The sequence below is a fragment of the Arthrobacter sp. P1_B11 genome (genome assembly GCF_056406715.1).
Genome location: NZ_JBFTZQ010000001.1, coordinates 226,734 through 249,427 on the forward strand (window position 1 = coordinate 226,734; position 22,694 = coordinate 249,427).

The 22,694-nt window shown below is 65.3% G+C and carries 16 protein-coding genes; 13 read left to right on the plus strand and 3 right to left on the minus strand.

Translation table 11 applies throughout. From position 1 onward, the window contains the following. Positions 1–3 precede the first annotated feature (3 nt). Positions 4–4,176: an FtsK/SpoIIIE domain-containing protein gene (locus AC1D14_RS01020; RefSeq protein ID WP_476967931.1), complete on the minus strand. Its 4,173-nt coding sequence runs from the start codon at positions 4,174–4,176 to the stop codon at positions 4–6. Between the two features lie 243 nt (positions 4,177–4,419). Between AC1D14_RS01020 and AC1D14_RS01025 the strand changes: the two genes are divergently transcribed. The 10 genes from AC1D14_RS01025 to AC1D14_RS01070 all read left to right on the plus strand — a co-directional run bounded on the left by AC1D14_RS01025 (position 4,420) and on the right by AC1D14_RS01070 (position 16,820). Then, positions 4,420–5,709: a nucleotide sugar dehydrogenase gene (locus AC1D14_RS01025; RefSeq protein WP_230116997.1), complete on the plus strand. Its 1,290-nt coding sequence runs from the start codon at positions 4,420–4,422 to the stop codon at positions 5,707–5,709. Positions 5,710–5,773: 64 nt separating this feature from the next. Continuing rightward, positions 5,774–6,373 carry an acyltransferase gene (locus tag AC1D14_RS01030; protein ID WP_230116996.1) on the plus strand — a complete coding sequence of 200 codons (600 nt, stop codon included), beginning with the start codon at positions 5,774–5,776 and terminating at the stop codon, positions 6,371–6,373. Next, positions 6,370–7,461: a DegT/DnrJ/EryC1/StrS family aminotransferase gene (locus AC1D14_RS01035; RefSeq protein ID WP_230116995.1), complete on the plus strand. Its 1,092-nt coding sequence runs from the start codon at positions 6,370–6,372 to the stop codon at positions 7,459–7,461. Before AC1D14_RS01030 ends, AC1D14_RS01035 begins: the two co-directional genes overlap by 4 nt. Continuing rightward, positions 7,461–8,456 carry a Gfo/Idh/MocA family protein gene (locus tag AC1D14_RS01040; RefSeq protein WP_230116994.1) on the plus strand — a complete coding sequence of 332 codons (996 nt, stop codon included), beginning with the start codon at positions 7,461–7,463 and terminating at the stop codon, positions 8,454–8,456. Before AC1D14_RS01035 ends, AC1D14_RS01040 begins: the two co-directional genes overlap by 1 nt. Then, the gene (locus AC1D14_RS01045) at positions 8,453–9,625 is read left to right on the plus strand and encodes a glycosyltransferase family 4 protein (RefSeq protein ID WP_476967932.1); all 1,173 of its coding nucleotides are present in this window, start codon (positions 8,453–8,455) and stop codon (positions 9,623–9,625) included. Before AC1D14_RS01040 ends, AC1D14_RS01045 begins: the two co-directional genes overlap by 4 nt. Before the next feature lie 217 nt (positions 9,626–9,842). Continuing rightward, positions 9,843–11,027 carry a UDP-galactopyranose mutase gene (glf, locus tag AC1D14_RS01050; RefSeq protein ID WP_230116991.1) on the plus strand — a complete coding sequence of 395 codons (1,185 nt, stop codon included), beginning with the start codon at positions 9,843–9,845 and terminating at the stop codon, positions 11,025–11,027. Beyond that, on the plus strand, positions 11,024–13,051 hold the full coding sequence (locus tag AC1D14_RS01055; RefSeq protein WP_230116990.1) for a glycosyltransferase: 2,028 nt from the start codon (positions 11,024–11,026) through the stop codon (positions 13,049–13,051). The genes glf and AC1D14_RS01055 overlap by 4 nt, the downstream gene beginning before the upstream one ends. Then, positions 13,048–13,953 (plus strand): ABC transporter permease, encoded by a 906-nt coding sequence (locus AC1D14_RS01060; RefSeq protein ID WP_230116989.1) that lies wholly within the window; start codon positions 13,048–13,050, stop codon positions 13,951–13,953. The genes AC1D14_RS01055 and AC1D14_RS01060 overlap by 4 nt, the downstream gene beginning before the upstream one ends. A 1-nt stretch (position 13,954) precedes the next feature. After that, the gene (locus AC1D14_RS01065) at positions 13,955–14,683 is read left to right on the plus strand and encodes an ABC transporter ATP-binding protein (protein WP_230116988.1); all 729 of its coding nucleotides are present in this window, start codon (positions 13,955–13,957) and stop codon (positions 14,681–14,683) included. Between the two features lie 124 nt (positions 14,684–14,807). Continuing rightward, positions 14,808–16,820: a DUF6541 family protein gene (locus tag AC1D14_RS01070; protein WP_476967933.1), complete on the plus strand. Its 2,013-nt coding sequence runs from the start codon at positions 14,808–14,810 to the stop codon at positions 16,818–16,820. A gap of 104 nt (positions 16,821–16,924) precedes the next feature. On the opposite strand, the gene wecB is transcribed toward AC1D14_RS01070, so the two are convergent. Next, positions 16,925–17,989, minus strand: a complete 1,065-nt coding sequence (wecB, locus tag AC1D14_RS01075; RefSeq protein WP_476874629.1) for a non-hydrolyzing UDP-N-acetylglucosamine 2-epimerase — start codon at positions 17,987–17,989, stop codon at positions 16,925–16,927. 114 nt (positions 17,990–18,103) lie between these two features. Continuing rightward, entirely contained in the window at positions 18,104–19,240 is a 1,137-nt protein-coding gene (locus tag AC1D14_RS01080; protein ID WP_476967934.1) for a glycosyltransferase family 2 protein, read from the minus strand. Between the two features lie 53 nt (positions 19,241–19,293). Here AC1D14_RS01080 and AC1D14_RS01085 point away from each other — a divergent pair, with 53 nt between their 5' ends. The 3 genes from AC1D14_RS01085 to AC1D14_RS01095 all read left to right on the plus strand — a co-directional run bounded on the left by AC1D14_RS01085 (position 19,294) and on the right by AC1D14_RS01095 (position 22,642). Next, positions 19,294–20,400, plus strand: coding sequence for a glycosyltransferase family A protein (locus AC1D14_RS01085; protein ID WP_476967935.1), 1,107 nt, complete (start codon positions 19,294–19,296; stop codon positions 20,398–20,400). Between the two features lie 76 nt (positions 20,401–20,476). Continuing rightward, a complete protein-coding gene (locus AC1D14_RS01090; protein WP_476967936.1) occupies positions 20,477–21,598 on the plus strand; it encodes a glycosyltransferase in 1,122 nt (373 codons plus the stop codon). A gap of 48 nt (positions 21,599–21,646) precedes the next feature. Next, entirely contained in the window at positions 21,647–22,642 is a 996-nt protein-coding gene (locus AC1D14_RS01095) for a glycosyltransferase family protein (RefSeq protein ID WP_476967937.1), read from the plus strand. The last annotated feature ends 52 nt before the right edge of the window (positions 22,643–22,694 follow it).

The following is a 22,694-nucleotide window of genomic DNA, read 5'->3' on the forward strand; positions in this document are numbered from 1 at the left end:
GCGTCAGCCGGGCTCGGGATTATCGGCGTTCGGCGTCGGCCGGGCTCGTGCCAGTAGATCCTGCGTCTGCGTTTTGAGGGCGCCCGGCTGGCTGCAAGCGAGCTGAACGGGCATTGCCCTGCCGTCCGCAAGAAGGACTGCCCGGCCCGGGGGCGGATTGGGTTCCAGCTCGAACCTAATGCCAAAGAGGTCTCCGTCCATCGGGCTCCGCGGCGCGATGAGGATCCCGCTCCCATGATTGCGTGCGGCCATGGCGAGGGGGACTCGCTGCATCAGGGCCTGCCCAAAGCCCGCGGACAGAACGACGGCCCAGCCGAGGGTGTTCAGTTCGAGAAGCTGCTGGTTCGTGGAGACGGACAGCAGATCCGCGTCGTCGACGAGCAGGACCGCATCCCTGGCCAGACGTCCTTGGACCGCTTCCCGGTGGATTTGTGCCCAGAAGTCTGCTGCGCTGGGGTCCGGGTCCGGGTCCGGGTGCAGGTCCGGGTGCAGCCAGCCCGCCGCCGATGGGTTCAGGGCGGGAAGAGCACCCAGCAACGAGGTCTTGCCAGTCCCCACGCCGCCCACAACGGCGAGGACGCCGCCGGCGGGCAGGCGGACCGCGACGGGGGTCAGCTCATCGCCGCCCACACCTATGTACAGCCGTCGGTTTCGGTGGCCACGTTCATCCGCCGCGTCCGCCGGATGGAGAGTGTCCGGAGCAGGCACGGCTTGTGTTCGACCGATCAGCATGAGGAGATTCGCCAGCGGAACCTGAGTAGGCAAGGGTTCCACTCTGAAAGGAATGCTGCGTAACGGAGCCTGGGCCGCTCCGGCGATGCTGCCCTGGCCATCGCCGGCATGGAACTGGCACACCGCAGGGTGGCTGCCGGACAAGGACCCGAAGGCCACGGCGCGGCCGGCGACCGCCGGAACTTCGGACATTTTGGGCCACGCGAACCGGCTCTCTTCGCTGGTACCCCTAGGAAAGTACACGCGGTTGGGAACGGCGGAGATGAAACGCGAGGTAACCAGTTCACGGTCTCCCGAAATGAGGACGGTGATGGCGGCGCGGTGTCCGTCGCGCACAATGTCCTGGACCAGCTCTTCGGCCCACATCAGCGGACCGGCGCGCATGGCGGAAACCCAGGAACCCCACCCTGAAATCGCGAGGACCAGGGGAGTGGCCTGCGCCGCTGCCGCCCCGCTAAGCCGGCGGGACATCTCACTGCCCAGCCGTTCCAGCACTCGGACTCCACGGCGCAGTTCGTGGAGGCCGACGACGGCCCCGGCCCGGCTCGAGGAAACCAGGCCGGACAGGGAGCCGTCGGCGTCCAGGACGTAGAGGTGGGATTCTGCCGGCTGCGTCGCCAGCTGCCCCAGAGCCAGCGTCATCGCGTCGGTCGCATCGCCTGACGTGCCGGCGATCAAAGCGAGGTGGCCGTCGTTTGCAGGGCGCCACCAGAGCGTGGCGACCCTCTGTTCGTGGGGCAGGTCAAGCCAGCCGAGCTCCACGCAGCAGCCATCATCTTGCCTACCGGAGGAAGCCGGCGGCGCGGATGAGGCCGAACGGACGTCTGCCGGGGAAGGGCCGAATGCAGTGTCACTTCCCGTTCGGGGGCGGCGCGGGAAGGTGGGTGCATCCGGCAGTGGTGGAGCGACCGGGCTGCGGACGGTGCCGCCCGCCGCTGTCCACAGCGACGCTGTCAACTCGATCAGGGGCCTGACGGCGGCTGCCGGCGTGAGCGGCGCGGGGCCGCGACGGTCAGCGGTACGGGATGCCGTCCTCCCGAGTTCATCGCTGGTGCGGCGCACAATGACCCTGCCCTGCCGAAGGCCCGGGGATGGGGAAAGGGAGAGCGCTGCCCCCTGGAACTCTTCCGGGGCCTGTGTTCCCCGAGCAAGGTAGGCCCGGCCTGGTGCTTCTACGGAAATCGTGGCAGCAGCGCTGATTCCTATGACGTCAGCCGACTCGTGGGCGGACTGGACACGGAGGGCAATGCTGGTGGTGACGTTGGCGCGGATGTCAGCGTTGAGCGCACCCTGCGGACGCTGGGTAGCCATAATCAGATGGACGCCCAAGGACCGGCCGATGGTGGCGATCCGCATCAGTTCGTTCAGGCTCTCCGGCGCGTCTTCCACCAGCATCCTGAACTCATCGATGATAAGGACCAGCTGAGGGAGAGGAGGTAGGCCAGGTGTTCCGGACAGTCGATAAGCGCGGAGGTCCGGTGCCTGGACTCTCGCGAGGAGTTGCTCCCGGTAGCGGACTTCCGCGCGCAGCGACGCCATGGTGCGGTCAAGTTCGCTCCTCGTAAGGTCCGTAAGCATGCCCACGCAGTGGGGGAGTGCGGTCATGGGGCCCAGTCCTGACCCGCCCTTGAAGTCGAAAAAGAGGAGGTTGACGCGGTCCGGCGGATAGCTGAGGGCCAGTGCCACAGTGAGGCTCCGCAGCAGCTCTGACTTGCCGGAGCCGGTGGTGCCTGCCACGAGCACATGCGGACCGTCAGCCTCAAGATCCAGCAGCCGGGGACCGCCGGCGCCAAGTCCGATGGGGATGGCAAGGCCCGGCGCGAGTCTTCCTCTGGCCCAGCGCCGCGCTGTGGCGTCGGTTGACGGGTCAAGGAGGTCACTAAGCGGACATGCCGCCGGAACTGAGGGACGGGCAGCCGGGGCGCCGCCCCTGCCTTTTACGAACTGCCTGCAGTATCGGTCGAAGACGTCAGGGGGCACCAGATCGGCGACGAAGGGTTGGATTGCGCCACGGGACCGAAACCAGGCCTGGCGTTCACCCAGTTCAATGTCGGTGGCTGAAGGTCCGCCTCCGGAACCCGTGAACCTGATGACGCGCCAGCCGCGACGCCGTGCGGTCTCAGCTACCCTGTCCTGGCACTTTGTCCCAGTGACCAACAGGATTCCTGCAGCTCCTCCGTCGAGGCGGGAACCGGCAAGGACCACCTCGATCTCGCCGGCGGCCGCATGCAACGTGACGGCCGGAAGATACCTGGCCGCCAGGGGCAGGGCTGCGACCGGCCCGCAGACCGCAATCTGAGTTCCCCGGGCCTGCGGATATCCGCTGAGCTGCATGAGAAACGAGCGCATCAAGCCGAGGACGTCCGTGTCCGATCCCCGAATCGAGACGATCGGAATCCCCGGATCCAGCACGAGTGGAACACGTCCAAGCGGCGGCGGCCGGAACTCCGGATCGTCGGGCTCCAGGCGGACGTTTGCTACCTGTTCGGCCAGCCCGAGCCGGAGCCAGACGCCGGCGGCGTCCGGAATCTCATCGTGTTTTCCCGAACCTGAGGCGTCCAAAGCCAGATGGGCAGCCGACGGAGCTGACCGCCGTCGTCGTTCCTTGTCCGTTGCCGACGCTGCTGCAACGGCCGACCGCATTTCGCGCCGGTGCCTCCGGCCCGTGATCAAGGGGACCAGAAGTGTCACTGCCGAGACTGCTGTGAACGCCAGAAACATCCACATACCGGTCAACAGAGCGAGTCCGACCCCGGCAAGAAGGGGGAGCCCGGCGCTGAGAAACAATGTGGTCCGGTTTTCCTGCCGCGCCGGCCGCGGCACCGTCAAAGGCTCTGCCACCGACAGCCCAGCGGCGCTGAATCCGGAGCTCCGGGAGCCAGAACTGCTGGCCACCACAACGGACATGGTGGAATTTCCGCAGCGGATGAGCGAACCGGTCGAGATGACGGCATTCCTGACGCGTGTGCCGTCCACTTCAGTCCCGTTCGCGCTGTCGAGATCCTCAATCGTCAGGGCCGTGTCCGAGACATCGATCCGTGCGTGTTCCCGGGACAGGTCCGCATCCGGGATGGTCAGCTCCGTGTCGGTCCGCCCAATCCGGTAGCTTCCCCGTCGCAGTGGAAGCACCGTTCCGGCGCCCGGGCCGCTGTGAACGGCCAACAGCAGGACTGCTGGGACCTCCTCGGGTGTCCGCCTCCGTGGTCTTCCGGCCTCAATGGCCCCGTCGACCAGGACCGCGCCATTGACAAGGGGAACCTGTCCAACGGTCAGGGCCGTGAGCGGCAGGCCGTCCACCGTCAGCATCCGGGTCGCAAACCCGAGGGAAAGTTCATGGTCCAGTTCGGATCCCGGGCATCCGTCCCCGGCCGAAACCGTCAGTTCCACGGGTGCGTCGGCCAGCCCGGATCCGGGTCCGCGGACCAGAGTGCAGTGCAGGGTCACCGGCCGGCTCTCCGTTCTTGAGGGCAACTTGGGACCACGCTAATGCGGCTGCCGCAGGAACCGCCCTGATGAATGTGCGTATGTGGATAACCAGCCACGCCTGGCCGGGCGACCGCCTGAACCCCTGTGGCGGTCCTTAGCCGAGTCGGCGTTCCGTCAGGTCAGCGGATAGTGTTAAGGCAAAACCGGGGGGTCGCCGTGTGGCTCCTCCCTGCCAGTCATGAGAGAAAAGGCATCAGAATCGTGAAGATTGCTGTAATTGCGTTGGGGAAAATCGGGCTGCCGCTGGCGGTCCAGTTTGCTTCCAAAGGCCATGACGTTGTCGGCGTCGATGTAAATCAGCAGGTCGTTGACCTCATTAACGCCGGAACCGAACCGTTCCCCGGTGAGGCCCACCTGCAGGAGAAACTCTCTGAACTCGTGCCGGCAGGCAAGCTCCGCGCCACCACCGACTACGCCGAAGCTGTCCCCGGCGCCGATGCTGTGGTGCTCGTGGTGCCGCTGTTCGTCGACGCGGAAGCAAAGCCTGACTTTGGCTGGATGGACAGCGCAACGGCTGAACTGGCCAAGCACCTGACCCCGGGCACCCTCGTCTCCTACGAAACAACCCTCCCGGTCGGGATCACCCGCACACGGTGGAAGCCTGCGCTCGAGGCGGGCTCCGGCCTCGTCGAGGGCACGGATTTCCACCTCGTCTTTTCCCCCGAGCGTGTCCTGACCGGCCGCGTGTTCGAGGATCTGCGCAAGTACCCCAAGCTCGTCGGCGGTCTGTCCGCGGCGGGTGCGGCCAAGGCCGTCGCGTTCTACGAGGCCGTCCTGGACTTCGATGAGCGTCCTGACCTCCGCCGTCCAAACGGCGTCTGGGACCTGGGCTCGGCGGAGGCCTCCGAGCTGGCGAAGCTGGCCGAGACCACGTACCGCGACGTCAACATCGGGCTCGCCAACCAGTTTGCCCGCTTCGCGGCCACAGCCGGCATCGACATCTACCAGGTCATCGAAGCATCCAACTCCCAGCCATACAGCCACATCCACCAGCCGGGCATCGCGGTAGGCGGCCACTGCATCCCGGTGTACCCGCGCCTTTACCTCTGGAACGACCCGGAGGCCACCGTGGTGCGGGCCGCCCGTGCTGCCAATGCCGACATGCCCGACTACACTGTGGGCCTCCTTGAAGGTGCCTACGGCGACCTGACCGGCGCCCGGGTTGTCGTTTTGGGCGCGGCCTACCGCGGCGGCGTCAAGGAGACGGCGTTCTCCGGTGTCTTCGATGCCGTGGCTTCCCTCGAGAAGCGCGGCGCTGCCGTGTCGGTTCATGACCCCCTGTACACGGATGCGGAACTGGACAAGCTCGGCTTCGCGGCCTACCACGTCGGCGAGCCCGTTGATGCAGCCGTCGTCCAGGCAGACCACGCCGAGTACCGGGAACTGACACCCGCGGACCTGCCCGGCATCAAGGCCTTCATCGACGGCCGCCGCGTGAGCTCTGCTGACCGCTGGGACGGGGTCACCTACCGCGTCATTGGCAAGGCCTGACACTGACTTGCTGCTGCGGCCCTGCCGGGCCTCAGCGTCAGCACCTTTTGAAAGGAACCAAACTATGACGACGACCATTGCTCCGAGCGCTGATGTTTCGGATCAGGCCATCCTCGGCGACGGCACGAAGGTATGGCACCTTGCCCAGGTCCGCGAGCAGGCGAATCTTGGTGAAAACTGCATCGTAGGGCGCGGTGCCTACGTCGGCACCGGTGTGCAGATCGGCGCCAACACGAAGATCCAGAACTACGCCCTGGTCTACGAACCCGCACGGCTGGGCAAGGGCGTTTTCATCGGACCGGCGGTGGTGCTGACCAACGACACCTACCCGCGGTCGGTCAGCCCTGACGGCTCGCTTAAGAGCGCCCACGACTGGACGCCGGTGGGCGTGACCATAGAGGACGGCGCCTCGATCGGTGCCCGCGCCGTGTGCGTGGCCCCCCTGACAGTCGGCCGCTGGGCGACGGTGGCGGCCGGTGCCGTCGTCACCAAGGATGTTCCCGCGTTCGCCCTCGTGGCGGGCGTTCCGGCCCGCCGACTCGGTTGGGTCGGCAAGGCCGGCCAACCGCTGCGGCAGGAGGGCGACTTCTGGGTCTGCCCCGCCACCGGCGCCAAGTACATTGAAGACGGAAATTCCCTGAAAGAATCTGAGGAGAACGCATGAGCTACGACTTTATCCCCGCCGCGAAGCCGATCATCGGCGACGACGAGCGGGCCGCCGTCGACGCTGTTCTGGCCACCGGCATGCTCGCCCAGGGCACGCAGGTCGCGGAGTTTGAGAAGGAATTTTCTGCGGTCCTTCTCGATGGCCGTTCCTCGGTAGCCGTCAACTCAGGCACCTCCGGGCTCCACCTGGGGCTCCTGGCCTCCGGGGTTGGCGCCGGCGATGAAGTCATCGTTCCCTCGTTCACCTTTGCCGCGACCGGCAACTCTGTTGCGCTCACGGGTGCCACTCCGGTGTTCGCCGACATCGAACTGGACCACTACACGCTCGACGTTGACCACGTTGCCTCGCTCATCACGGACAAGACCAAGGGCATCATGCCCGTCCACCTGTACGGCCACCCGTTCGACGTCGAGGGCTTCACCAAACTTGCCGCCGAGCGTGGCATCGACCTGTACGAGGACGCGGCCCAGGCTCACGGCGCCAGCTTTAACGGCCAGATGGTGGGAACGTTCGGCAAATTTGCCATGTTCAGCCTTTACCCCACCAAGAACATGACCTCCGGTGAGGGCGGCATGGTCTCCACCCCCGACGCAACGGTCGAACGGAACCTGCGTCTCCTGCGGAACCAGGGCATGGAAAAGCAGTACGAAAACGAACTTATCGGCTTCAATGCCCGGATGACTGACCTGCACGCCTCCATCGGACGGGTCCAGCTCAAGAAGGTCCTGGGTTGGACTGAACAGCGCCAGCAGAACGCTGCTTTCCTCACCGAGAACCTGCAGGGTGTTGGCACGCCCAAGGTCGCCGAGGGCGCATCCCACGTTTACCACCAGTACACGATCCGGGTCACCGAGGACCGCGACGGACTGGCCAAGGCCCTGCGCGAGGAGTACAACATCGGTACCGGCGTGTACTACCCGGTCCCGAACCACCGCCTCCCGTCGTTCAACCGCACGGAAGACCTGCCCAACACTGAAACCGCGGCCAAGGAAGTACTCTCCCTGCCGGTGCACCCCTCATTGGGTCAGGGTGACCTGGAACGCATCGTCACGGCGGTCAACAAGCTTGTCCAGGCAGGTGCCTGATGGCAAACCTTCGCGTTGGCCTGATCGGGCTGGGCATGATGGGCCGTCACCATGCCCGCGTGGTGCGGGAACTCGACGGCGTCGACCTCGTGGCTGTCGCGGACTCCTTCGGGGATCCTCACGGTGTCGCAGGCCAGCTGGACTTGCTCTCTTCCGTTGAGGAACTCATTGCAGCCGGCATCGACATGGCCGTCGTGGCCGTACCCACCGGCCTGCACGAGGAAGTAGGGCTGGCTCTGGCCGAGGCCGGCGTCCACACGCTCGTTGAAAAGCCCATCGCCGACAGCGCCGAGGCCGGGCAGCGTCTCGTCGACGCCTTCGCGGCAAAGGGCCTCGTGGGGGCTGTTGGCCACATCGAGCGGTTCAACCCTGCCCTGCAGTCGCTGCGCAAGCGCATTGAAGCCGGCGAGCTCGGCGATGTCTACCAGATTGCGACCCGGCGTCAGGGGCCGTTCCCCGCCCGGATCGCCGACGTCGGCGTGGTCAAGGACCTTGGCACGCACGACATCGACCTCACAGCCTGGCTCGCGCAGAGCCGGTTCGAGTCGATTTTCGCCCGCACCACCACCCGCAGCGGCCGTCCGCATGAGGACATGGTCGCGGCCACCGGGCAGCTCAGGAACGGCGTCATCACCAACCACCTGGTCAACTGGCTCTCCCCGATGAAGGAGCGCCTGACCATTGTCACCGGTGAGAAGGGCGCCTTCGTGGCTGACACCATCACCGCCGACCTGACGTTCTTCGAAAACGGCACGGTTGCCACAGAGTGGGAGTCCATGGCGGCGTTCCGCGGAGTCTCCGAAGGCAACGTCACGCGCCTCGCCATCGCCAAGCCCGAGCCGCTGCGGACCGAACACGAAGCCTTCCGCGACGCCGTCCTTGGCCTGCGCAGTGACGTGGTCACCATGCAGGAGGGGCTGGATACCCTCAGGGTTGCCGAGGCAGTCCTGGAGTCCGCAACGAGCCGGCAGATCGTGAAGATTGCCAATTCGTGACTGCTAAGAAACCCCCGAAGGTCGCCGTAGCCTCACGCCTCTTCACCCCGGAGGTGGGGGCGGCATCCTTCAGGCTGCAGGCGCTGGTGGATGGCCTGAGGGCAAACGGCGCGGAAGTCAGCGTCGTGACCACCAGGCCGCCCAAGGGCTCCCCGGCCTTCAGCCCGCAGTACAGGCTTTCCCGCTGGCCGGTGCTGCGGGATGCCGGCGGCAACGTGCGCGGCTATGTCCAGTACATGAGTTTCGACGTGCCGGCCTTCTTTCGGCTGCTTTTCACCAATGCCGACGTCGTCGTGTCCGAACCGCCCCCCACGACGGGCGTGGTGGTTGCCCTGAGTTCGGCGCTGCGACGTCGTCCGTTCGTCTACTACGCGGCGGATGTCTGGACCGAGGCCCTGTCAGCAACGGATGTTCCGGGCGTCGTCATCCGGGTGATGCGCGCGGCCGAGGGCTTTGCACTGCGCAGGGCCGCCAAGGTGATTGCGATCTCGGACGCCGTGGCCGAAAAGGTCCGGCAGTTCGGCGTCCACGCGGACCGCGTGGCCGTCGTCGGGAACGGCATCGACACTTCGGTCTTCGGGCCGGCCGGGGATTCAGCGGAAACCCAGGCACCGTATTTCGTCTACACGGGGACCATGTCGGAGTGGCAGGGCGCGGACGTCTTTATCCGGGCGCTGCCTGCCGTTCTGGCTGAGCACCCGGGTGCGGGCATCCGGTTCTTCGGCCAGGGTTCCGATGAGCCGCATCTCAGGGAACTCGCCGCGGAAACCGTTCCCGGACACGTGCACTTCGGCGGGGTCATTCCTCCGGCGGATGCGGCGCAGTGGATCCGCGGCGCTGCGGCAGCCCTGGTCAGCATCAAGCCGGGCCAGGGCTACGACTTCGCGAAGCCGACCAAAATCTACGCCGCCGCCGGATGCGGCACCCCCGTGGTCTTCGCTGGCGCCGGAGAGGGCGCTGCCCTGGTTGCGGACAACGGACTGGGTGAAGCGCCAGGTTACGACGTCGACAGTGTCGCCGGGGCCATGCTCCGCGTGCTGGCCGCTGAATACTCAGGAAATGACGACGGCGGCCGGGCCGCCAGAGCGGGCTGGGTGCAGCAGCACGCCTCGCTGGAAACCTCGGGGCAGCATGCCGCGCAGGAAGTCCTTGCGACCGTGGGGGACTGAGAACAGCGGGGACTGAGGATACGGTCCGGGCACGAGGAGAAAGTGCACCTCGGTGGAGCAGCCAGGTGCAGCAATTTCGCCCTGCTGCACCCGCTCGGTCTGTCCCGGACAGGCACTCTGCAGGAGCCCCGGAATGCGGGACAATTTTTAACTTCGGGTAGTCTAGACCCGGCAGATAGGGCTGTCTAACCCTGCCACCAAAGAACACAGGAGAGTTGTGAACGCTGATCTCGTCGTAGTCGGTTCAGGTTTTTTTGGCCTGACAATCGCGGAACGCGCCGCCACGGAGCTTGGGCTTAAGGTTGCAGTCCTGGACCGCCGTCACCATATCGGTGGCAATGCATACAGCGAAAATGAACCCAAGACCGGCATTGAGGTCCACCGCTACGGCGCCCACCTCTTCCACACCTCGAACGAACGGGTCTGGGAGTACGTGAACCGCTTCACGGCCTTCACCAACTACCAGCACAAGGTGTACACCAGCCATAAGGGCGAGGTGTACCAGATGCCCATCAACCTTGGCACCATCAACCAGTTTTTCCGCGCGTCCATGGGACCCGCGGAAGCCAGGGCGCTGATCCAGGAGCAGGCAGGGGAGCTTGCGGGCACTGATCCGCAGAACCTGAACGACAAGGGCATCCAGCTGATCGGCCGGCCCCTCTATGAGGCGTTCATCAAGTACTACACCGGCAAACAGTGGCAGACGGACCCCAAGGACCTGCCGGCGGAGATCATTTCCCGCCTTCCCGTCCGCTACAACTACGACAACCGCTACTTCAACGACTCGTATGAAGGTCTCCCGGTTGACGGCTACACGGCGTGGATCGAGCGCATGGCCGATCACCCGAACATCGAGGTTCACCTCAACACTGATTTCTTCGACGGCGGGGAATTCGGCCAGGCTTCTGTGCGTGGCCAGGTCCCCGTCATTTACACGGGACCGGTGGACCGGTACTTCAACTACGCCGAAGGTGACCTCTCCTGGCGCACCATCGACCTTGAGGAAGAGGTCCTGCCCGTGGAGGACTTCCAGGGCTGCGCAGTGATGAACTACCCGGACGAGGAAGTCCCCTACACACGAATCCACGAATTCCGGCACTTCCACCCCGAACGCGACTACACCAAGGACGCCACGGTGATCATGCGGGAGTTCTCCCGTTTTGCGGAGAAGGGCGACGAACCCTATTACCCGGTGAACACCGCCGTCGACCGTTCGAAGCTGCTGGCCTACCGGGACCTGGCCCGCGGTGAAGATTCCGTGCTGTTCGGCGGACGGCTGGGGACGTACAAGTACCTCGACATGCACATGGCCATTGGATCGGCCCTGAGCATGTTTGACAACAAGATCAAGCCGCACTTCAGCGGCGGTGCGAAGCTGGAAAGCGGAGGAGTAGACGCATGAGCGTAGCGACAGAGTTCCGGCAGGGAGCCGAATCGGCCACAGACGATACCGTCTGGAAGACAGTTCACCGGGTGGTTTTCCCGGTCGACGGCGACACGGACACCCTGCCCCTGTACGTTGACTTCGATGCCGCGCGCCGTGTCGTCGACGGCCAGGAGTCGACCTCCAAGCGCGGCGGAGCCACGCCTATCGCCACTCAGCGCAGCCAGGTCCGTTCGGACTTCATCCTCGGCCGCCGCCGGCTGTCGCTGCCGGCCCACCGCAGGGTCTCGTTTGGAACGTACTTCAACGCATTCCCCGCCAGCTACTGGCGAGCCCACACGGACGTGCAGAAAGTCCGGCTCAGCATTGAGGTGGATGCCGAGGCAACGGTCATTGTGTACAAGTCCAGCCCCCGCGGAAGTTCCAACCGCGTTCAAAGCATGCATGTCACGGGAGGGGCCACCGCGACGTGTGAACTGTCGCTGACCACCTTCGCCGACGGCGGCTGGTACTGGTTCGACCTCGTCGCCCACGGCGACGACGTGACCCTGCAGCAGGCTGACTGGGCGGTTCCGGAACCGGAAGGCTTCAGCCCTGGCACGCTTTCCATCGCGGTCACCACGTTCAACCGTCCGGATTACTGCGTCAAGCACCTGCGGACGTTCGCCGAATCAGAAGACCTGCTCGCGGTCATGGACCGGCTCATCGTCACCGACCAGGGTAACCAGAAGGTCAGGGACGAGCAGGGCTTCGAGGAAGCCGCCGCTGTGCTCGGCGACAAGTTCAAGCTGATTGAACAGGGAAACCTTGGAGGCTCCGGCGGGTTCGCCCGCGGAATGCACGAGTCAGTACAGGACGGCCAGAGCAAGTATGTGATGCTCCTGGATGATGACGTCGTGGTGGAGACCGAGGGCGTGCTGCGTGCCGTCAACTTTGCAGACTTCACGCGGAGCGCCACCATTGTGGGCGGCCACATGTTCAACCTGTTTGAGCGATCGGTGATCCACAACTTTGGTGAAGGCATCAACGAGTACCGGTTCCAGTACGAACCGATCGGCGAGGGGCAGATAGCCCACGACTTCGCTGCCAGCAACCTCCGGACCACGCCCTGGATGCACCGGCGGATCGACGTCGACTACAACGGCTGGTGGATGTGCCTGATCCCGACCTCGATCATCAAGGAGATCGGGCTCGCCCTCCCCGTCTTCATCAAGTGGGACGACGTCGAATACGGCATCCGCGCCAAGGCCAACGGATACACCACCGTGAGCCTGCCCGGAGCAGCCGTGTGGCATATGCCGTGGACGGAGAAGGACGACACCATTGACTGGCAGGCGTACTTCCACCAGCGGAACCGGTGGGTGGCGGCCTTGCTGTACTCACAGTACGAGAAGGGCGGACGGCTGCCGGTCGAAAGCTTCCTGCAGGACGTCCGCCACCTGCTCTCGCTGCAGTACTCGGCCGTGGAGCTCCGCAACCGCGCCCTCCAGGACCTGCTCGACGGGCCTTCGCACCTGCACCGGACCATCGGCGGCAAGCTTCCGGAAATCCGCCAGGTCCGTTCGGGCTTCCCGGACGCCCAGGTCACCAAGGACATCACCGAGTTCCCCGCCGTCAAGCGCGTGCACCTGCCCAAGTTCGGCATGGTCCCGACGCGGCCCAAGAACATCGTTCAGACAGTGTCCAGTGCGCTTTCCGGTGCTGTTCGCCAGCTGCGAGGCGTAAACCCGGAGGCCTCCCAGCACCCCGAAGCAGTCGTGCCTGCGGCAGACGCGCGCTGGTGGCGGCTGTCGCACCTGGACTCGGCCATCGTCTCTGCTTCCGACGGAACCGGCGCATCCTGGTACCGCCGGGACAACGTCCGTTTCCGCAAGCAGCTGCTGCGGAGCATGACGCTGCACGCAAGGGTCCTGGCGCGCTGGGACGAACTCTCGGCGGCATACAAGGGTGGACTCAGTGAGTTCACGTCACCCGAAGCCTGGACGAAGACCTTTGAGTCCATGTCCGACTCCAGCCCTGAACAGCAGAAGCCCAATAAGTGACGAACGGACGTACATCCCCGACACGCCAGGGCGCTGACCGCGCCCTGGTCGTTCCGGGAACCGGGAACGGTCTTGCCGACGTTTTCCGGTCCAGGTTCCTTCTGAAACTCCTGGTCCGCAAGGAGCTCAGGATCCGCTACCGCGGATCCGTCCTCGGACTGCTCTGGACCTACGTCAAGCCTGGCGTGCAGTTTGTTGCCTTCTACCTGGCGCTGGGCGTTTTCCTTGGCCTCGAGCAGAGCCCGACAAACAGGGGCGGCTTGCCGAATTACGCCGTCTACCTGTTCTCCGGGATCATCATGGTGAACTTCTTCACGGAGTCCCTGAGCACTGCCACCCGCTCGATCGTCAACAACAGTGGCCTGATCAACAAGATCTACCTGCCCCGCGAGCTGTTTCCGGTCTCGTCGGTTTGGGTGTCGGCGGTGCATTTCCTGCCGCAGGCGTTCGTGCTGGTGGTCGCTTGCCTGTTCAGTGGGTGGCGGCCGGGCCTTCTCGAGGCGTACACAGCCGTTGCGGGGTTCCTGATCATTGCCCTCCTCGCCACGGGCCTGGGGCTCTTTTTCGGGGCCGTGAACGTCTATTTCCGGGACTCGGAGAATTTCGTCGACCTGCTGCTGATGGTTGCCACCTGGGTTTCGCCTGTGCTGTATTCCTGGCGGATGGTCCAGGCCAAGGCGGGGGACTTCTGGTTCTCCGTGTACCAGCTCAACCCCATCACGATCGCCGTCGAGTCGTTTCACCACGCGTTCTGGCTTCCCACCACGGCGGGGGCGGAGGGCAGCCCGCCCAACCTGGTCACCGTCTGGATCCCGGTGGGCCTGCTCGTGTCCCTGCTCATTCTGTTCCTCGGCCAGTGGACCTTCCGCAGGCTCGAAGGCCGTTTCGCGCAGGAGCTGTGACATGACCACCGCCATAGAAATACGCAACATCAACAAGCAGTTTGTCCTGCGCCACACCAGATCACTCAAGGAAGCACTCGTGTGGCTGATCCGGGGACGCAAGGGCGACCTCTCCAAAAAGTTCCATGCCCTCAGGGACCTTTCGATCGACGTCGAACACGGTGAGACAGTGGCGCTCCTGGGCCTCAACGGTTCCGGCAAATCGACGCTGCTCAAGCACATTTCCGGGGTCATGCTGCCCGATTCGGGCACAGTCCGCACCGGTGGCCGGGTGGCAGGGCTGATTGAGGTAGGTGCGGGATTCCATCCTGACCTGTCAGGACGGGACAACGTCTACCTGAACGGCGCGATCCTCGGCATGACGGAAGCGCAGATCAAGGAAAAGTTCGACTCGATTGTTGAGTTTGCCGAGATTGGCGAATTCATCGACACCGAAGTGAAGTTCTATTCCTCCGGCATGTACCTTCGGCTGGCGTTTTCCGTTGCAGTCCACACGGACCCGGACGTGTTCCTCGTTGACGAGATCCTGGCCGTAGGCGACGAGCCGTTCCAGAAGAAGTGCCTTGCGAAGATCAAGGAGCTGGCCGCCGCGGGGAAGACCCTGATTGTCGTCAGCCATGACCTGGATCTGGTGTCCCACGTCTGCGAACGCGGAGTGATGCTTGAACATGGCTCGGTGGTCATGGACGGCCCCGTTGACGAAGTCATCAGCAGGCTCCGGAACCGATAGATCCGGGTCAGGACCGCCGGCCGAGGCCCATGCTTGGCCGGCCGGGAACTGACCCACCGTTTTTCTGCGGACCGGACGAATTCGGACGGACCGTGTACCTACATAACCCAATCTTGGAGGAAATGTGTCCTGGCTGACGTCGCTGCCGGCCCTGTTCATCGCGGTAGCAGTGGTGCTCCTCCCGGGCGCAGCCCTGGGATGGGCGCTGGGCTTCCGGCGGACCAGCCTTCTCGGTTTTGCACCGGCCCTGTCGCTGTCCATTGCGGGCATCGGCGCTATTCTCGCCCCGTTTGTCCACGTGGGCTGGAGCATCTGGGCTGTTATTGCGACCACCCTGGTGGCTTCCGCCGCTGCATGGGCCATCATGCGGACGCGCTGGGCCCGACCCCGCCGGACGCCGACGGATGATACCCAGGAAAAGTGGACCGTGCTGGCAACGGTAGCGATTGGTATTGCTGCCGGCGCCTTTCTGATTGCGCGCCGGTACGTCCAGCTGGTCGGGGTTCCGGACAACATTTCCCAGCGCTATGACAATGTCTTTCATTTGAACGCTGTCCGCTTCGTGCTGGACACGGGCAACGCCTCCACGTTGAACCTGGGAAGCATGGCAGGGGGAACAGGAGGTCTGTCCTCGGTGTACCCCGCCGTGTGGCACTCGCTGGCCGCACTCGTGGCCCAGTTGACGGGCGCATCCGTGCCGGTATCAGTCAATGCGGTGAATCTGGTGGCCTCGGCGGTGATCTGGCCAATATCGGTGGTGTTCCTGACGCGGGTGGTTCTTGGACCGCGGCCGATCGGCCTGCTGGCGGCCGGCGTCATATCGGCCGGGTTCCTTGCCTTCCCCTACCTCCTGCTCGTGTGGGGACCGCTGTTCCCCAACCTGCTCTCGGTCGCTGTGTTGCCGGCCGGTGTTGCCGCAGTGGTCCTTGTCTGCCGGCTGGCGCCCACGTTGCAGGACGTCCCGGTCCGGAGCTGGCTCGTACTCGTGCTTGCACTTCCCGGACTGGCGCTGTCCCACATGAGCGCCATCAACGCACTGCTTGCCTTCGGCGTCCCCATCGTGCTGTGGAGGCTGGCACTGCACGTCCGGACGATGGTCCGCGCCAAGGCTTCTCCTGGGAGGTTCGCCGTCACCGCAGTGGCAACGGCAGCCGGGATTGCACTTGCACTGGTCATCTGGGACAAACTCAGGCCGGCAGCCTACAACGGCTGGACCGCCCATCAGACGGTGGCCGGAGCCATTGGTGAAGTCGTCGCGAATGCGCCGATGAAAACCGACGTTACCATGGCGATCTCCATTCTGGCTTTGATCGGACTGGCCCGAATCGTCCGCCAGCGGTCCCAGTTCTGGCTGTTTGGCTGCTTTTTCGTCGCTGGATTCCTCTACGTTGTGGACGCCGGTTTCGAGGCGGGGTGGGCCAGGGCATTCTTCACGGGAACCTGGTACCAGGACACGTACCGGCTGGCCGCGTACGTGCCCATCTTCAGCGTCGTGCTCGCTGCCCTGGGTGTCCTGGTCCTTGCGGACTGGGCCACGGGAGCTTTCGAGCGCCTGACGCCGCGGCTGCGGGGGAGCGCCCTGATGAAGGGCCGCGGAGCCCTTCTTCCCGGCCTCGCCGGCATGGTCATCGCCTGCGTGGTTCTCGCCTGGGCCACCCAGACCGGCCCCGTCCGCGACTATGTCGCGTCCAACCATATTTTCTATGAGCGCGACACCAAGGATTCGATCCTTTCCTCGGACGAGTACAAGCTGCTGGCCCGTATCGATTCCCGGGTTCCGGAGGATGCTGTCATCGCAGTCAACCCCTGGAACGGCGGGGCGCTGGCCTATGCATTTGCGGACCGGAAGGTCCTTGAGTTCCACATGGGTCAGCGGGAATCAAAGAGTGAACGTGTCATCGCGGACTCGCTCTCCAAGGCGGACTCGTCGCCGGCTGTGTGCGATGCCGTGCGGGAGACGAAGGTTTCGTACGCGCTCGACTTCGGCAAGCAGTACCTGTTGAACCATCCGTCCAGCCGCACGTTCCCGGGACTGCAGAACCTGGATGCCTCCAAGGCCGTGGAACTGGTGGACCAGGAGGGAGCGGCCAAGCTGTTCAAAGTGGTGGCCTGCGACCCGGCCGCCGCCGCCAAATAGCTTTCTACCGCAAGCGGGACCAGAACCCACGCGAAAGGCCTCCGGAGAGGCAGCCTGTCAGCTGCCGTTCCGGAGGCCTTTTCCATGGGCGGGGCCCAGGGAACCTAGCTGCCGAACGCCTCGATCAGCGCCGCGACCGTACGCTCGGCGGCGTGGCCGTCGCCGTAGGGCGTGGCGTCGGTTGCGGGCGGCGCGGGACGGCGGACAGTGTCTGCCAGGATGCTCAGGTCCTCGCTGACCAGGACGTTCCAGCCCAGTTCGACCGTCTCCACCCATTCGGTTTCCGGACGGATGGTGGTGCAGGGGGTGCGGAGCAGGAAGGCTTCCTTCTGGAGTCCGCCGGAATCGGTGATCACGCCGGCGCTGTTCCGGACGGCATGGACCAGCTGCGGGTAGGCCAGCGGTGCAGCAACCCGGACGGAACCCTGCTCCAGATCGAGGCCGTGCTTGGCCGCCAGGCTGACGAGCCGCGGGTGGGCCAGCACGAAGACCGGCTTTTCCAAGCTGGCCAGGGACTCGATGATGGCTCCCAGTCGCTCAGGAGAATCGGTGTTGTCGGGCCGGTGGATGGTGCAGACGTAGTATTCGCCCGGCGCTGCATCGACGGGCAGGGGCTGCTCGGTGGCGTCGAGCATGTCGCGGACCTTGAAAAGCACGTCGGTCATGACGTCGCCGACAAGTACCGTCCGCTCCGCGAGGCCTTCCGTGGCGAGGTGCTTCACCGCCACCTCGGTGGGTGCAAGCAGGAGGTCAGCGCTGTGGTCCGTCAGGACGCGGTTGTGCTCTTCCGGCATCCGGCGGTTGAAGGACCGGAGCCCGGCCTCCAGGTGGGCAACGGGGATGTGCATCTTGATGGCCGCGATGGCCGCCGCGAGGGTTGAGTTGGTGTCGCCATAAACCAGGACACAGTCCGGGGCTGACTCCTCAAGGATGCCTTCCAGGCCGTGCAGCATGGCACCTGTCTGGGCACCGTGCTTGCCGGAGCCGACGCCAAGATTGAAATCCGGTGCCGGGATGCCGAGATCGCGGAAGAACACATCGCTCATGAGCTCGTCATAGTGCTGGCCCGTGTGGGCGATCAGGTGTTCGGCCTGTCCGGCCATCGCCGCCGCTATCGGTGCAAGTTTCACAAACTGGGGACGTGCGCCAACGACGCTGAGAATTCGCATGGATTCAAGTTTAGAGGCAGGCCGTCCATATTTCCGCCCGCGTGGGCTCCGGGCGGGCACCGGGACCCGCATCGGCGTCGGCCCGGCCACCGGTTCCGACGGCGGCTGCGGCCATCAGGAAACCCTGAAGACGCCCGCTTTCGCCCGGAGGCGTTCAGCCAGATAGTGCCTCACGACAGAGTCGCGTGACAGGACAGCCAGCGGCTTGGCGGTGACAAGATCGCCGCTTCTGCCGGCATTCCTGTGATGTTCGACGGCGGCACGCAGTGCCGGGACATCCGCCGCCTTTGCGGCGGCGCGGGCCAGGTCAGCGTCGCGGCGGCTCAGCGCCGGCAGTGACCCGCCTGCGAAGGCCAGCAGCCGGTCGGAGACGTCAGCCCAATAGCTGCGTTCAGCGTCGTCCCACAGAGCCCTGCCTTGAGCGTCAGCAGCCGCTGAGCCCCGCCGGACCAGGGCGCCGATGCCATGGACGCGCAGGATTTTCAACGCCACGGCCCGGCGCTCGGAAACGGTCGCGGCGCGGAGCCAACCAGAGGTGAGGAGACGCTCGAGCCAGCGGAATTCATCTGCCAACGGGCTAATAGAGCTGGTAACGCGGCCGGCCCCGGAGTCATCGGTCTGGTGGTACGCGGCCGCTCCGTAGGGGTAGCAGACGGCGCCGGCGCGGAACCACAGCTTGAGGGTGGTTTCGATGTCTTCGCCGGTGCGCAGGCCTTCGGCATACCGGAACCCGACTGCTGACAGGGCAGAGCGCCGCAGCAGGCCGTAGGGAACACTTCGGTACGCGAGGCCGTCCTTAAGCGGATCCAAAACCGCCGGCTTGGAGGGCCGGATCCGGGGAGACGGAAGGATGGTGCCCTCAGGGGTGCGCAATGGCGCGATGACGGCGGAAGCGCCAGCGGCCTGCGCAGCCGTCCACCAGGCCGCCAGCGATCCGGGCTCAAGGTAGTCGTCGGAATCGAGGAAGCAGAGGTACGTTGCCGTGCTTTCGTCCAAGGCGAGGTTGCGGGGACCGGCAGGGGAGGGGATGCCGTCGTCGCACCGAAGCCAGGTGACGCCGTCGGAAGCGAGGCCTTCCTGCGTCAGGTCCGGAGCGCCGGCCCCTCCGATGTTGTGCAGCACAACCGTCGTTCCCAGGGCCACCCCGAGCTCCGCAAGCCCGGGAGCCTGGTCGAGCACGGACCGGACCGCGCGAACGAAGGGCCGCTCCAGATCATGGACAGGGATGACTACTTCGATGCTCTGGCTCATGGGGGTGCGTGCTCCTCGGCAGGGTTTCATGGGTCCCGCGATAACCTTACTGGGTGGACAACGAAATACAGGACTCAGTGCTGCTCGACCTGGTGATCGCCGTACATACCCCCGACCGGCCCGTGGGGCGCGCCGTTGCGTCGCTGGTCGACGGTGGTCTGCCCACGGCTCCCGGTGCGCAGCGGCGGCTGCGGATCAACGTGGTTTGCCACAACACGGATGTGGATCCGATCCGAAAGCGTGTTGATCCCGAACACCGGAGCCTCGTGCGTTTTCACCACTACGTGGACGGCATCAAGAGCCCCGCGGGCCCCTTCAACCACGGCATCGCCGAATCATCCGGCACGTGGGTGGCCATCATGGGCAGCGATGATTCCGTCGAGCCGGGCGCGCTGGCACGGTGGATTGAAGCTGCTGAGCGCGACCACGCCGACGTGCTGATAGCCCCCATGGGCCACGCCGGCGGTGGTCCCATTCGTACGCCTGTGGTGAGGCGCACCCGCCACGCCCGGCTCGATCCAGTGGCCGACCGCCTGACGTACCGGACAGCGCCGCTCGGACTGTTGCGGCTTTCGCTCGTGCGCCGGCTGGGACTCACATTTCCGACCCGCTACGCCACCGGCGAGGACCAGTCGTTTTCGGCGAAGCTGTGGTTTTCGGGCGCGAACATCAGCTACGGCCGCGGCCTCCCGCGATACCTGGTGCACGCCGACGCTGCCCTCCGTGTCACCCACACGCCGCGCCCCGTGGCAGAGGACTTGGCATTCGCAACCGACTTGGTCACGTCCGGATGGTTCGAGGATTTGCCTCACCGGGCCAGGGAAGCAATTGTCACGAAGATCATCAGGGTGCACATCTTTGGGCACGTCCTGCTGCGTGCCGAGGCCGGAACATGGAGTTCGGCCGATGCCGCCGAGATGGCGCGCGAATTGCAGAAACTGCTGTTCCGGGCACCGCATGCTGCGCGACCGCTTTCACTCGCGGACAGAAGACTGCTCGACGCCGTGGCCCGCGAAGAGGCGGACGTGGCCGTGATGAAGGCGCTGGCATTGGCCCGGCGCCGGTTTGCGAGCCCGCAGACCTGGCTGCCGCGCAGCCTGTCGCACGCCCTGCATCCCGAGGCGCCACTGAGGTTCATGAGCGCCTCGGCGCTGGTCTAGCGCGTAACGCCGGGATGAGCACGGCTTCCACGCTCCGGCGCCCCCTGAAAACTCTCCGATTCCGTCGAAAGAACACATGAAGATCCTTGTAGTCGCAACGTGGTATCCCCATGACGAAAATCCCACCGAGGCGCCGTTTAACTCCGAGCACGTGGAAGCCATCCGGGGACGCGGACACGAGGTCCGCGTGATCCACGTCCGGCTCGGCACCACCCTCGCCATGCCGCGGCAGTCTTCCGGCCTGTGGGAGGGCACGCCCGTGCGGCGGGTGGCCGCGGACCCGAAACGGCCGTCTACCGTCCTGGCTGCCAGCCGGACGCTGGCCAAGGAAATGGCCTGGGCTGACGTGGTCCACACCATGGCGTTCTCCTCGATCCTCGTCACGATGATGCCGTGGGCCGCACGCGCGCTGACGGGCCGCCGGCCAGCATGGGTCCATACAGAGCACTGGAACGGCGTCGTGAACCCGGCCAGTGTCTCGCCACTCTGGGCCAAGCTGTCCTGGGTGCGCGGCGTCCTGCGTTTGCCCCACGTCGTCACCGGTGTGACCGGGCAGCTCACGCGCGAAATGCAGCGGTTTGCGCGCCCCCACGCCGCCGTCGTGGTGCCGTGCGTGGTCAAAGCCCGCGGCGCCGTCGTCCCTTCCTCCTTCGGTACGCCGCTCCGCCTCGCTGCCGTGGGCGGGCTCATTGCCCGCAAGCGGCCGCTGGAAGCGGTGCGGGCCATTGCCTGGCTGCGCGACCACGGCACGGACGCGCACCTGACGTGGGTGGGTGAAGGCCCGCTTCGCGGGGAATGTGAGGCCCTGGTTGCGAGGCTCGGGCTTGAGGACCAGGTGACGTTGACAGGCTCGGTGAGGCCCGCAGAAGTTGCCGGCCAACTGTCTGACGCCGACCTCTTCTTTCTTCCCACTGCCCAGGAAAACTTCTTCACTTCGGCCGCAGAGGCACTGGCGGCGGGCCGCGCTGTCGTGGCCACCCGGGTGGGCGGCTTCAGCGACTATGCCGACGGCTCCAACAGCAGACTGGTCGACGACGTGTCCCCTGAGACGTTGGGAGGAGCGGTCCTGGATGCCCGGGACGCATTCAAGGATGTGCCTGCCGGAGACATTGCCGGTCCCATCCGCGAACGGTTTTCGCCGGAGGCAGTGGGGGAGCTCTTCGACCGCGCATATACGGCTGCTCTGGCCCGTGCCTGAGGCCACGGGCGTTACAGGCATCATTGCACACACTCTCGGAGGGGAACTGTGAAGTCGGAACCCAAGGTTCTTCAGTTCAATGACTGCGCCTTTGTGGCGCGGAACATGGTCCGCGCTGCGGCGCGCGCGGGCATCAGCTGGGACTACCTGCCGCCGGAGCAGGTCCGTCCGATGACAGTGGCGCCGAAGAATCCGCTGCTTGCCAAGGCCCGGTTCATCCCGTACGTTGCACGGCGGGCCGTCAAGCTCCGGGCAGCCGACGTCGTGCACGTGCACTACGGCACGAGCGTCAGGCTGATTAAGGAACGCGGAATGCCGCGGCGCCCGTACGTCCTCACCCTGCATGGAACCGACATCAGAAGGCAGTGGAAGGATCCAAGCTTCCACGATGAGATCCAGCGGGCCATCGATGGCGCGGCACACGTCTTTTACGCGAACGCCGACAACGAGCACGACGCACGCGCGGCCCGTCCGGATTCGGAATTCCTTCCGTCCCTGGTTGATGTGGCCGGATTGCCGTCGTGGTCGCCTGTGGGACCACCCACAGTGCTGTTTATCTCACGCTGGGACGACGACAAGGGCGTGACCCAGCAGCTGGGCCTGGCGGAGGAGCTATGCCGGGCACTTCAAGGCAAGGCTGAGGTCGTTGGCCTTAATTGGGGCCCCGGTGCATCGCAGGCTCAGCGGCTCGGCGTCACCATGTTGGACAAGCTGCCGCAGCAGGAGTATTACGAGAAGCTCAGCCGCGCCTGGGTGGGAGTGGGGCAGGCTTCAAATTACTTCTCCACCAGCGAATTCGAAGCCCTGTGCATCGGCCTGCCGGTGGCTGCCCTCGGGAGCCGCCTGCCGCGACCCGACGACGGCACGGTTCCCCCCGTGATGGAGGGGAACGTCGACGAAGTTGTCGAGCAGATCGTCGGAACGCTCGCCGACCCGCACGCCCAGTCAGCGCGGCTGGGTGGCCGCGGGTGGGCTGTGCCCAGATACGATGCCGGCAGATACGTGCCCATGCTGGATGCGCTCTACCGCCGGGTTTCCGGCTGAGGCAACCGCTGAATCAAGAAGGCCCGGACGCTGAGTCCGGGCCTTGTTGGTA

Coding starts and splice junctions, on each gene's coding strand:
- AC1D14_RS01030 (WP_230116996.1), top strand. CDS start 5,774: ATGACGACGACCATTGCTCCGAGCGCTGATGTTTCGGATCAGGCCATC.
- AC1D14_RS01035 (WP_230116995.1), top strand. CDS start 6,370: ATGAGCTACGACTTTATCCCCGCCGCGAAGCCGATCATCGGCGACGAC.
- AC1D14_RS01040 (WP_230116994.1), top strand. CDS start 7,461: ATGGCAAACCTTCGCGTTGGCCTGATCGGGCTGGGCATGATGGGCCGT.
- AC1D14_RS01055 (WP_230116990.1), top strand. CDS start 11,024: ATGAGCGTAGCGACAGAGTTCCGGCAGGGAGCCGAATCGGCCACAGAC.
- AC1D14_RS01065 (WP_230116988.1), top strand. CDS start 13,955: ATGACCACCGCCATAGAAATACGCAACATCAACAAGCAGTTTGTCCTG.
- wecB (WP_476874629.1), bottom strand. CDS start 17,989: ATGCGAATTCTCAGCGTCGTTGGCGCACGTCCCCAGTTTGTGAAACTT.
- AC1D14_RS01080 (WP_476967934.1), bottom strand. CDS start 19,240: ATGAGCCAGAGCATCGAAGTAGTCATCCCTGTCCATGATCTGGAGCGG.
- AC1D14_RS01090 (WP_476967936.1), top strand. CDS start 20,477: ATGAAGATCCTTGTAGTCGCAACGTGGTATCCCCATGACGAAAATCCC.